This window comes from Bacillus paranthracis (assembly GCF_001883995.1).
GTDB lineage: Bacteria > Bacillota > Bacilli > Bacillales > Bacillaceae_G > Bacillus_A > Bacillus_A paranthracis.
The window spans coordinates 92,349-104,217 of record NZ_MACE01000032.1 but is presented as its reverse complement, the minus strand read 5'-3'; the positions used below and the strand labels follow the sequence as shown (position 1 = coordinate 104,217).

9 protein-coding genes are annotated in these 11,869 nt (G+C 35.1%); 5 read left to right on the top strand and 4 right to left on the bottom strand.

What is annotated here, in order from left to right; translation table 11 throughout:
- The coding region (locus BAQ46_RS14015) for a cobalt transporter (RefSeq protein ID WP_071742052.1) at positions 1-240 on the top strand (240 nt) is incomplete at its 5' end.
- Positions 241-532: 292 nt separating this feature from the next.
- The gene (locus tag BAQ46_RS14010; protein WP_000893367.1) at positions 533-2,236 is read left to right on the top strand and encodes a putative bifunctional diguanylate cyclase/phosphodiesterase; all 1,704 of its coding nucleotides are present in this window, start codon (positions 533-535) and stop codon (positions 2,234-2,236) included.
- A gap of 31 nt (positions 2,237-2,267) precedes the next feature.
- On the opposite strand, the gene BAQ46_RS14005 is transcribed toward BAQ46_RS14010, so the two are convergent.
- Positions 2,268-3,665, bottom strand: a complete 1,398-nt coding sequence (locus BAQ46_RS14005) for an amino acid permease (RefSeq protein WP_071742051.1) — start codon at positions 3,663-3,665, stop codon at positions 2,268-2,270.
- A gap of 450 nt (positions 3,666-4,115) precedes the next feature.
- Between BAQ46_RS14005 and treR the strand changes: the two genes are divergently transcribed.
- From treR to treC, 3 genes are all read left to right on the top strand, one after another.
- On the top strand, positions 4,116-4,826 hold the full coding sequence (gene treR, locus BAQ46_RS14000) for a trehalose operon repressor (protein WP_000987250.1): 711 nt from the start codon (positions 4,116-4,118) through the stop codon (positions 4,824-4,826).
- 140 nt (positions 4,827-4,966) lie between these two features.
- On the top strand, positions 4,967-6,394 hold the full coding sequence (treP, locus tag BAQ46_RS13995; RefSeq protein WP_000513946.1) for a PTS system trehalose-specific EIIBC component: 1,428 nt from the start codon (positions 4,967-4,969) through the stop codon (positions 6,392-6,394).
- 13 nt (positions 6,395-6,407) lie between these two features.
- Complete coding sequence (treC, locus tag BAQ46_RS13990; protein ID WP_000656099.1) at positions 6,408-8,069, top strand: alpha,alpha-phosphotrehalase; 1,662 nt, start codon at positions 6,408-6,410, stop codon at positions 8,067-8,069.
- Between the two features lie 31 nt (positions 8,070-8,100).
- Here treC and gerKC read toward each other — a convergent pair whose 3' ends face one another.
- The 3 genes from gerKC to gerKA are packed head-to-tail and all read right to left on the bottom strand — an operon-like array spanning position 8,101 to position 11,795.
- Entirely contained in the window at positions 8,101-9,225 is a 1,125-nt protein-coding gene (gene gerKC / locus BAQ46_RS13985; RefSeq protein ID WP_000474039.1) for a spore germination protein GerKC, read from the bottom strand.
- A complete protein-coding gene (locus BAQ46_RS13980) occupies positions 9,206-10,312 on the bottom strand; it encodes a GerAB/ArcD/ProY family transporter (protein ID WP_071742050.1) in 1,107 nt (368 codons plus the stop codon). Before BAQ46_RS13980 ends, gerKC begins: the two co-directional genes overlap by 20 nt.
- Positions 10,293-11,795 (bottom strand): spore germination protein GerKA, encoded by a 1,503-nt coding sequence (gene gerKA / locus BAQ46_RS13975; protein ID WP_071742049.1) that lies wholly within the window; start codon positions 11,793-11,795, stop codon positions 10,293-10,295. Before gerKA ends, BAQ46_RS13980 begins: the two co-directional genes overlap by 20 nt.
- Positions 11,796-11,869 lie beyond the last annotated feature (74 nt).

Here is an 11,869-nt window from a genome sequence, read left to right as displayed (position 1 = left end):
CATGATCATCATCACCATCACGGAGGTGGATGGGGCTGGGGTGGCGGCTCATGGGGCGGTGGATTTTTCCCTGGAAGTTTTGCTGGAGGTGTGTTAGGTGGGCTTACAGCTGGCGCATTAACGGGTGCAGCAGGTGGAGGCTACTATCCAGCACCATACCCAGTAACTTATCCAGCGCCATATCCAGCACCGTACCCAGTAATTTATTCAGCGCCATATCCAACACCATATCCGTATTAAACAAAAAAAGAGGATATCCTCTTTTTTGTTTAATACAGTATTTATTTATAAAATTCTTCCAAAATCAAGGTAAAAATATGTTAATATTTTGTTATTATAATTCAAAAACTACTATTTATAATCGAAACGGTATTATATTGCTTTTTATTACAAATAATATTATGTTATTTTAATCGACATATTTCAAAACGTGATGTATGTAAAGAACGATTATTAGGAAATGAAATATCTCTATTTCTATGAAAAGAAACAAGTTATGTTTTAGTCAGATAGGAAGCAAGGAGAGATGCGCATGCTAGAACAAAGAGGTCATGCATTATATGAATCTTCATTGCGAGATTTAAAGTTAGCATTAGATGAGTCTTCAATTGTTGCGATTACAGACCGAAAGGGTCTTATTACATATGTAAATGATAAGTTTTGTGAAATCTCCAAATATACACGAGAAGAGTTAATAGGGAAAGATCATCGTATTTTAAATTCAGGACATCATCCGAAAACATTTTTTCAAATGCTATGGAAGCGTATTTTGAGCGGAAAAGTATGGAGAGGGGAGATTCGAAATCAAGCAAAAGATGGTACATATTATTGGGTTAAAACAACAATTGTTCCATTTTTAAATGAAAAAGGAGAGCCATATCAATTTATTGCGATCCGAAATGATATTAGTAGTAGGAAAGAAGCAGAACAGAGGTTACGGTTAAGCGAAAGTCGTTATAGGGAGCTTGCGTATCATGATGCTTTAACGAGTTTACCGAACCGTTTACAATTAATAACGACTGTTAACGAATTGATTGCAGATAAAAGAGAGTTTGGTATGATTTATTTTGATTTGGATCGTTTTAAATTAGTAAACGATACGCTAGGTCATATGATAGGAGATTTACTTTTAAGCGAAGTTGCTTCACGGTTGCATTATGTGCTAGGAGAGAAAGATGTTCTGGCTAGGCTGGGTGGCGACGAATTTGTGTTGTTAACAAAAAATCATACACAAGATGAGATGAGGCAGCTAGCGACATCTGTGTTGTCATGCTTTCAGGCGCCATTTATACTTGAAGGTCACGAAGTATACATTTCAGCTAGTCTAGGACTGTGCTCATATCCGCAAGATGGACAAGATGTAGAAACTCTATTGAAGAATTCAGATTTAGCTATGTATAGTGCGAAAGAACAGGGAAGAAATGCAGCGTGTTTCTTTACAGATGAGTTACGTGCGAAAATAAATCGTAGAATGAAAATTGAATTTGCTTTGCAAAAGGCAATTCGTGATGAAGAGTTAGATGTGGCACTGCAGCCTATTATTGATTTGAAAACGAAGAAATATACTGGTATTGAAGCTTTAGCGCGTTGTTCGACAGAAGAAGGACCTATTTCACCAAGCGAATTTATCCCAGTAGCTGAAGAATCTGGACTTATTATAAAATTAGGAGACTGGGTATTAGAAAAGTCATGTCGCTTGTTTAAAACATTGCCAGAGTATGAAGAAGGACTAAAGTTATCTGTGAATTTATCCATACAACAATTAATGCAAAAGCGTTTTATTTTATCTGTACGTAGCATTTTAAGGAGAACTGGATTTCCTGCAAATCGTTTAATTTTAGAAATAACGGAAAGCATTGCTGTTCGTCATTTTGATTATATTATTGCTACATTACAAGAATTAAGAAATATGGGTATTTTAATTGCTTTAGATGATTTCGGAACGGGTTATTCTTCCTTATATTATTTAAAACAACTACCGCTGGATATAGTAAAAATTGATCGTAATTTTATTCGTGAATTTCATTATGATCATGCACAGCCAGAGCGAACGATTGTAAAATCTGTTATTGAAATTGCCCATAGCTTACATTTAGCAGTAGTTGCTGAAGGGGTAGAGACAGTAGAGCAAGAAAGCTTATTAAAATCGATGGGCTGTGATTATGTACAAGGATTTTATTATGCAAAACCTTTATCTGTAGCAGAGTTAAAGGAAAAGTTAATTATAGACTTCTAATAAAAAAGAGAAGCCAGAAGCTTCTCCTTTTTTAATTCATTTTTTGTGAGTCTTTCATTAGTACAGGATAAAGAATAAGACCTAATACGAACAATCCGATTCCTAAGAAGAACGTTTTTAAATCAGCAGTTCCCGTTTTGATAACCCAAATAGAATATATGAATGCTAATGTAGTAATGATGCCGTCCTTTATTCGAGAGCCAGGCATTATATCATACGTTTCTCCTGTAATAACTAATTTGAATTGGTACAGCGTAGAAACAAGGTATGGAATTAAATAAGCTAATGTTGCTACAACGATAGCGAAATTATAAGCTTCTGATACGGTACCAGAAATCGTTGAGAATAAGAAAATTTGCGTCATCACATTTGTAATAAATAATGATTTTGAAGGACTACCTTTTTTATTTGTTTTCGCAAAAAATTTAGGGAAAAGCCCATTTTTTGCTGCCTGATAAGGAACCTCTGAACTAACAACGATCCAGCCAACTGTAGATCCAAATAAAGATACAAGTGCAAGTAAAGCCATTATATATGCGCCTTTATTGCCAATTGCTAAATTTAATGCGTCTACTAATGGTTTTTGAGAGTCTTTTAAAGCATCTTGCGGGAGAGCTCCCATTGTAAGTAGCGTAATTGACATGTAAATAAGAAGAGCGATAATTAATCCGAAAATAGTCGCTTTTTTAACATCACGCTGAGATTTTGCACGATTAGAAAGCATGACAGCCGATTCAATACCGATAAATGCCCAAAGTGTTGCAATAGCAGCTGAATTGATTTGTCCACCTAACGAAATGGATTGTCCTGCTTCATTCATAAATGTTTGCCCGTCTCCGAAATTAGAGGCATTGAAAATGAATAATGTGATTACAATAAACATTGTAAATCCGATAATTTTTGCAATAGTAGCAAGAAGATTCATATTTCCAGCACGATCAATATTTTGAGAAAGAATATATTGAATTCCCCATAACATAAGGCTACATACGAGGAACGTTAATCCTTTTCCAAGTTCTAGTGAAAATCCGTTCGTTGAAAAGAGAATTTGCTTACTTTGTAAAACTGGAAAGAATGTTGATAAATATCCAGCAAAGGAAATAATAACAGATGCTGTTGCAGCCCAGTTCGCAGCCCAATATCCCCATGCCATACTATAGCCTGCAACTTTACCCGCTTTTTTTGAAGGGAACATCGCTTGAGCATAGCTTTGTGGTCCCGCTTTTAATTCTGGTTTTCGGATTGCTAAATTTCCAAATACGAGTGCAATCATAAATACGCCAAGTCCTGTAATACTCCATGCAAGTGTAGAACCCATTGGACCTGATACTTGTGCTAAATTTGCTGGGAGCATAAATACGCCACCGCCAACCATATTCCCGATAACAAAAGCTGTTAAAACCCATAATCCCCATTTTTTCGTTTCCATTTTGGTTAACTCCTTTGTAGTAATATTTGCTTAAACATCATTTTTTACTAGCTTTTTGGCAATAAAAAAAGAGCCATGTAGATAAAAAATACCTACATGGCTCTTCGCCAAAGCGTAGGTACAACGGGAATAACCCTTGTACCTACGCGTAATTTTTCCGCTAGGTTTCAAGGGTTACGTATGATGATGATGTTTTTGTGCAAATGTAACTACAATTGTTGTATAAGTAAGCATAGTTCTTTGCTCCCTTTCTCCTCTGATTTTGAAGTTAGTATACTACATGTTTTTTTGAATGAAAAGAAAAATATAAAAATTTTTATAAAAATACGTTTTAGAGATTAAATATTTACCTTTATTTTTCCTATACTGGAAAATAAGTGAGAGATTGGCAGAAGAGTGTAGCATGGTATAATACATATAGAACTAGAAGGTGACAAGGGGCTATTGTAGATGATGAGTAAGTATGAACAAATTTATACAGAAATCAGTAATTCTATTGATAATAGGCAATTAAAAGAGGGATGCAAAATCCCATCAGAAACTGAATTAATGAAGCAATATGAAGCGAGCCGCGGTACTGTAAGAAAAGCTGTAGATTTATTACAAGAACGTGGATATGTTCAAAAAATACACGGAAAAGGTGTTTTTGTTTTAAAGCGAAAAAACATTGAATTCAACTTTGGTGGTATTGTAAGTTTCCAAGAAGAAAATGAACGTTTAGGACGCCATTGTATTACAGAAGTCGTGGAAATGGAGAAAGTAAAAGCGACAAAAGAGGTTGCAAAGCTATTAAATGTGAAAGAGAAAACAGACATAGATCATATTAAACGCGTACGAAATATTGATGGAGAAAAAGTAATTTTGGATATTAATCATTTTGTATCGGAATATATTCCTGGATTAACGAGTGAGATTGCAGCGGGGTCCATTTATAAATATATTGAGAAAGAACTAGGTCTTCATATTAGTTACTCACAGAGAGTAATTGAAGTGCAACCATGTACAGAGGACGATAGAAAGTATTTAGATTTAAATGGAACAGATTATGTTGTTGTCGTGAAAAACTTTACGCATTTGTATGATGGAAGTCAGTTCGAATATACAGAATCCCGCCACCGCTTAGATATTTTTCATTTTTCGGATGTGGCGCGGAGAAAATAAGGAGATGGAACGTAATAACGTTTCATCTCTTTTTTTATAAAAAAATGACAAACTCGTATATATGAGTGTTGACTAACTTATATATACGAGTTAATATGTAATTGTAAACGGTATCAAAAAAAGAAAAGAGGGACGGGAATATGGGGAAAGACTATCGTAAAACAGCAGAGGAAGTGTTGCAGTATATTGGCGGGAAAGACAATATTGAACAAGCTGCGCACTGTGTAACGAGACTCCGTATCGCTTTAAAGGATGAAAGTAAAATAGATAACGATAAATTGCAGTCTGTTTCATTAGTGAAGGGAGCGTTTCATAACGCTGGGGTATTTCAAATTGTAATCGGTCCAGGAGATGTTGATCGAGTATATGCTGAATTGATAACGCTTGCAGGTATGAAGGAAGCGACAGTAGCTGATGTAAAAGATTCTGGAAACCAAAAGTTAAATCCAGCTCAAAAGTTTGTAAAAGTATTTTCAGATGTATTTATGCCGATATTACCAGCAATCGTAACAGCTGGTTTATTAATGGGTATTAACAATCTATTAGGCGCAAAGGACTTATTTTTTGATGGAAAAAATTTATTAGATGTGTATCCAAACTTAGGCGGGCTTTGGGATTTAATTAATATGATGGCCAATACAGCATTCGTATTCTTACCGGCACTTGTCGGGTGGTCAGCAACAAAACGTTTTGGTGGTAGTCCAATACTAGGGATTGTTATGGGATTAATGCTTGTGCATCCGGCCTTATTAAATGCCTGGGACTATGGAAAAGCAGCGACTGGTTTAGATGGTCAAAAGATTGAGTACTTCAATATTTTAGGGCTGTTCCAAATTGAGAAGGTAGGATATCAAGGACAAATCTTGCCGGTTTTAGTAGCAGCATTTGTATTAAGTAAAGTAGAAATCTTTTTAAAGAAACATGTACCAAATGCAATTCAATTATTAGTTGTACCAATTACAACAATCGTTGTGACAGGTGTATTAGCATTAGGGATTATTGGTCCGGTTACACGTCATATTGGAGATTTATTAACAGTAGGATTAGTAGGTGTATATGAAACAGTACCAGTAGTTGGAGCAGTATTATTTGGAGCATTGTATGCACCACTTGTAATTACAGGTATGCATCATATGTTTATTGCTATCGATTTACAATTAATTGCACAACACGGTGGTACATTCATTTGGCCGATGATTGCTCTTTCTAACATTGCGCAAGGTAGTGCGGCACTTGCGATGTTCTGGATTTCTAAAAATCAAAATGATAAAAGTATGGCATCGACATCAGCAATCTCGGCATATTTCGGTATTACAGAGCCAGCTATGTTTGGTGTAAACTTACGAAATAAATTCCCGTTCTATGCAGCGATTATCGGATCGGCTGTGGCGGCGATATTCATTACATTAAATGGTGTATTAGCACCTGCTATCGGAATTGGTGGATTACCAGCATTTATTTCTATCATTCCGAAATCGATTCCAATGTTTATTGTCGGAATGGTTATCGCAATTGTAATTCCATTTACGTTAACGTGGTTATTTGCAAAACGAGTAAAACAGAAGTAGGAGGAAGTTAAACATGAAGGATTGGCATAAAAGTGTAGTTTATCAAATTTATCCGAAGAGCTTTAATAGCTATTACAATAAAGAAACCGGTGATATAAAAGGGGTTACAGAAAAACTAGATTACTTAAAAGAACTCGGAGTAGATTATATTTGGTTAACACCGATATACCAATCGCCACAAAATGATAATGGATACGATGTAAGTGATTACTACAATATTGATCCATCTTACGGAACGATGGAAGAATTTGAAGAGCTTTTAGAAGAAGCAAAAGCACGTAACATTGAAATTATGCTTGATATCGTTGTAAATCATAGTTCGACGGAGCATAAGTGGTTTAAAGAAGCGAAGGAAGATAAAAATAGTCCATATCGTAATTACTATATTTGGCGTGATGAAAAAAATAATTGGCAATCTAAGTTTGGTGGGTCTGCTTGGAAATATGATGAGAAGACAGAGCAATATTATTTACATCTATTTGATGAGACACAAGCAGATTTAAACTGGGAAAATGAAAAACTTCGTGAAGAAGTATATGATATGATGCGCTTTTGGCTTGATAAAGGGGTAACTGGATTCCGATTAGATGTTATTAATTTAATTTCAAAAGATCAACAGTTCTTAAATGATAATGGAAGTACGGCGACAAGCGATGGCCGTAAATATTATACAGATGGCCCACGTGTTCATGAATATTTACAAGAAATGAACCGAAATGTTTTTGAAGGGAAAGATGTAATTACAGTTGGAGAAATGTCATCTACGACAATTGATAATTGTATTAAATATTCAAACCCTGAGCGTAATGAATTAAGTATGACGTTTAGTTTCCATCATTTAAAAGTTGATTATCCGAATGGTGATAAGTGGACGAAGGCTGATTTTGATTTTATTAAATTAAAAGAGATTATGTCTAATTGGCAAATTGAAATGCAAAAGGGCGGGGGATGGAATGCGTTATTCTGGTGTAATCATGACCAGCCTCGTATTGTGTCACGTTTCGGTAATGATGAGAAGTATAGAAATGAATCTGCAAAAATGTTAGCAACGGCTATGCATATGTTGCAAGGAACGCCTTATATTTATCAAGGCGAAGAAATCGGTATGACGAATCCTAATTTTGAGTCTATTGAACAATATCGTGATGTGGAATCGTTAAATATATATGATATAAAGTTGGAAGAAGGATTATCAAAAGAAGAGATTATTGGGATTTTAAAACAAAAATCTCGTGACAACTCCCGTACTCCAATGCAGTGGAATGAAGAGATGAACAGTGGCTTTACAACAAGTACACCTTGGATTTCAGTGGCTGAAAACTTTAAAGAAATAAACGTAGAGAAGGCATTAGAAGATAAAGAGTCTGTATTTTATCATTATAAAGAGTTAATAGAACTTAGAAAAACGTATGATGTAATTACAGAAGGAGAATATGCTATTTTGGATGAAAATGATCCTAAAATTTGGGCATATACTCGTACTACAGAAAGTGAAGTGCTACTTGTTATCAATAACTTCTATGGAGAGGAAATAACGTACTCTGTACCAGCGCACGTTCAATTAGATGGAATGCAACAAGAAGTATTACTGTCGAATTATAAAGATTCCAGCAAGGATATTACAAACCTTGACTTAAGACCATATGAATCAATTGTATATCGATATACGAAATAAAAGGTTGTATGCCTGCGTGGCATACAACCTTTTATTTTAAGACACCACTATACAAAATGCTTACTTCTACCTCAGGCTTAAATTTTACTTTTGCATAATCTTTATTCCAATTTTTTTTCTTCCATAGGTCAGGATGATAAGCGATAAGATGTCTACCAATTCCGAAAGCATCACAATTTGCCTTTTGTAACTTTTTCGTTATTTTTTTCGCTTCTTTCGTGAGCTGTTTGGATAGTTCCTTATTTAGTTTTTTTCTTTCATCCATTTTGTAAAGATTATCTCTCGGAGCTTCAAGGGCTATAACTTTTAATTGAAGCTTAATGTGAGCATAAACATTTCCTTTTTTATCTGTTGTTATTTTTAAGTCTCGTTTTAATTTCCGATTGCTCACTTCCATTGTTAAATAGTCAGATGTCTTCTCGGATTCATCGCTAGTAAGTTTTTGGGTTATACGGGCACTTGTTCCCATTTTTCCAGTTAATAATACGAATAAAACAGATTGTTTTAAAGGTAAATGCCCGGTCAATTTATCATTGTTAAATAAAGCTAATCCGTTTGTAATTACTTCTTTTCCTTTTATTTTTATAGAAGGAAGGGTAAAGTCTTTACCGGGATCTAACATTTTTGTAGCAGCTGTTTCTAAAGTTTCTTTTGGAAATACACTCATATCTTCTAAGCTTTTCACTTTTTTCTTTAGAAAATCTCCAATTAGTAAATTTCCTACTTTCTTTTTTTCTAGTATCTCGGATGTTTCACCATCTACTGCAATAAGTTTTACTAAAGCAGTTGGGTTTGTTGGGTCCCGAAAGCTGACATCTAAATAGGGGAGTATACCTTTTTTTAAAATTTTGGTTCCTAGTAATTGAACACCATATTTAAAATAACGAATATTTCCAGTCACATTTTTTTTCAGTGCATCGCTTGTATCTCTTATGTTATGCCCGGTTGCTGAGTGTATTTCATTCTCGAATGAAGATTGTTCGCCGCTTGAACTTTTTACGAGCTCAATTGTTTGCTGGAGTTGATTCTCTTCCGTAATATCAGATCCGATACTATAAGCTAACCTTGCTTCCCTTAATGGTTCTTGATCCCAACAGCCAGCAAGGAATGCACTAGTACATAATACAAAAAGTAATTTAACTCTTTTTTTGAACATACTGTTCTCCTTTCTTATTTCTTATTACTGAATAAAGTAGAAATAAAAGAGGGAGGACAACTATGAAAATATACGTGAACTTATCAGTGAAAGTTGAGATTACTTTTAATTCTTCAGGTGTATCTATAAATAAGGCTACACTAAAGGCAATAATACCAACGATTGGGACAGCTTTTTTATGATTAGCAAGATTGAATATATGTCCAATCCCTATAGAAGCAGCGCAGTAATAACTAGCGATAGAAGCTACAACTGTTATCATCCAAATTGGTATGAATAGTAAATCAGTTCGGTCTATAATCCCGATATGCAAGGATCGTAATAAGTAAGCAACTGGTTCTGGAATAAGCTCAATTTGTTTTGGACTAAATACGATAAAGCAAATCCAAACAGTAAAAGTATAAAAAAAGGTTACAAATCCATTCGCGATAGAAATTGCCTTTAGTTTTGCTACAGAACTCCCGTTTACTTTTGGGAAAGCGATAAGAATAATTTCAAAACCATACATGGCTGTAATTGTTTCCTTGGATGCTTGAATTATATTCCACCAGCCGGCTTCTGTAATAGGAAAAATATAAGAAAAATCAGCTCTGGAAAGCCCTAGGGCAATTAAAAGGGCCATTGGAATAATGAGGATAGAGGCCATGACATAAAATCGTATGATGACTTTAAAGGTGTTATAAGCTACATAACAACAAGCTATTGTAAATAGCATGAGAATGGCAGACCAAGGAGTAGCTTGTAATATCCAAACTTTAATGACATTACAAGCATTTAACATAACTGTCATACCGATAAGGGTAAAATAAAAAACATAAGCAAAGCCTAATAGTTTTCCAAACTTGTTACCAAATAGCATACAAACACTTTCATACATATCTGCATCAGGAAATCGTTTTAAGAAAAGCCACATAAGTAAAATAATAAGCTGAATCGCAAGCCCGGCGATGAGCGCGGAAATCCATCCACCACCTTTTGCTATTGGGTGAAGACGGTTAGGCAGGGAAAGTATCCCCACTCCAATTTGGCATTGGATAACGAAAAAGGTAAATTGAACGAGCGAAATTTTACTTTGCGTGTTTGTCACCGTCCTCATCCTCTCTCGTTACATGTTGGCGCTGCATTTTTTTCGGTTTTGGATCATGTGGTCGTTCCCAAAATGACCAAATTGGTAGTCTGACAAAAGAATCTTTCATATCTTTGATCCGCATTGGTGCAACAGGAGAAAGATATGGTGTATGAAAAGAATGAAGCTGACATAGGTGAACGAAAGTTATAATTAGACCCAATGATATTCCTACATATCCAAATATCGCAGCAAGGAGCATTAATGGAAAACGAAGAATTCGAACAGCTGAACTCATATCGTTTGATGGAACGAGAAAAGATGAGATGGCAGTTAAAGCTACGACGATGATCATCGTATAAGAAACAAGTCCAGCTTTTACAATTGCATCACCAATTACTAAACCACCTACAATACCGATTGTTTGTCCAACTCTGCTCGGCAAACGAATACCAGCTTCCCGTAATAACTCGAAAATTAGCTCCATTAAGAGAGCTTCAAAAATAGGAGGAAGTGGTACTTTCTCTAATGAAGCTTTAATTGTATACACAAGTTCAAGCGGCAATACATCAGGGTGAAAGGCTACGGTTGCGATATAGATAGCTGGTAAGAGAAAAGCAATCAAGAAACTCACTAAGCGAATCATTCGGACGAAGGAACCGACAATCCAGCGGTTATTGTAATCATCTGGTGATTGATAGAAAGCAAATAACGTAACAGGAACGATAAGCGCTGTTGGATCTCCATCAGATAAAATAGCCACTCGTCCTTCCATTAAATTTGCTGCGACTCTATCTGGACGCTCTGTATTTAATTGCTGCGGAAATGGTGAGAAAGACGTATCCTCTATAAATTCTTGTATATATCCCGGAGGCATAAGTGCATCTGTCTTAATCGTTTCTAACCTTCTTTTTACTTCTGTAACTAAATCGTCATTCGCTATGTTTTGCATATAAGCAATTGCCACTTTCGTATGCATTTCTTCACCAAGTGTGAAATATTTAACGACGATATTTGGACTTTTTATGAGTTTACGAATGGAAGCTAAATTGGTTGCTAAATCTTCTACAAAACCAGTATGTGGTCCACGTACAATGCCTTCATTATCAGGCTCTGCTATATCTCTCTTTAAAGATAAAGCTGTTTCGAAAATACAAAAACTGTCGACTTGTTCATGAAAATATAATGATTTGCCTTGTAATAAAAGTTGCACACCGTAATTTAAATTTGTTTCTTTCTTCATACTTAATGTGGCAAAAGCTTTATCTAAAGACAAATCCGACCGAGTTAATAAAGGCTCAAGAGCTAATTGGTGAATTAAATTTAAATCTGCTAAAGATTCGATATATAAGATTGTTCCTTTGCAGTTTTGGAATGGGACATCTAATTTTTTTATATCATCTGAGTGACATAGCTTATTTTCAATGTAATTAATATTTTCCGGAAGTGATGGAAACATATGCTTTTGATCCGTACTCTTTTGTTGTTCTTTTTGCTCTGTCATAATTTCCACCTCTTTTAGATAAAGTTACTTCTGTTAATTTTTGCTTTTTGTGAGAAATTTATGCTTGGATTATT

Coding starts and splice junctions, on each gene's coding strand:
- BAQ46_RS14010 (WP_000893367.1), top strand. CDS start 533: ATGCTAGAACAAAGAGGTCATGCATTATATGAATCTTCATTGCGAGAT.
- BAQ46_RS14005 (WP_071742051.1), bottom strand. CDS start 3,665: ATGGAAACGAAAAAATGGGGATTATGGGTTTTAACAGCTTTTGTTATC.
- treR (WP_000987250.1), top strand. CDS start 4,116: ATGATGAGTAAGTATGAACAAATTTATACAGAAATCAGTAATTCTATT.
- treP (WP_000513946.1), top strand. CDS start 4,967: ATGGGGAAAGACTATCGTAAAACAGCAGAGGAAGTGTTGCAGTATATT.
- treC (WP_000656099.1), top strand. CDS start 6,408: ATGAAGGATTGGCATAAAAGTGTAGTTTATCAAATTTATCCGAAGAGC.
- gerKC (WP_000474039.1), bottom strand. CDS start 9,225: ATGTTCAAAAAAAGAGTTAAATTACTTTTTGTATTATGTACTAGTGCA.
- gerKA (WP_071742049.1), bottom strand. CDS start 11,795: ATGACAGAGCAAAAAGAACAACAAAAGAGTACGGATCAAAAGCATATG.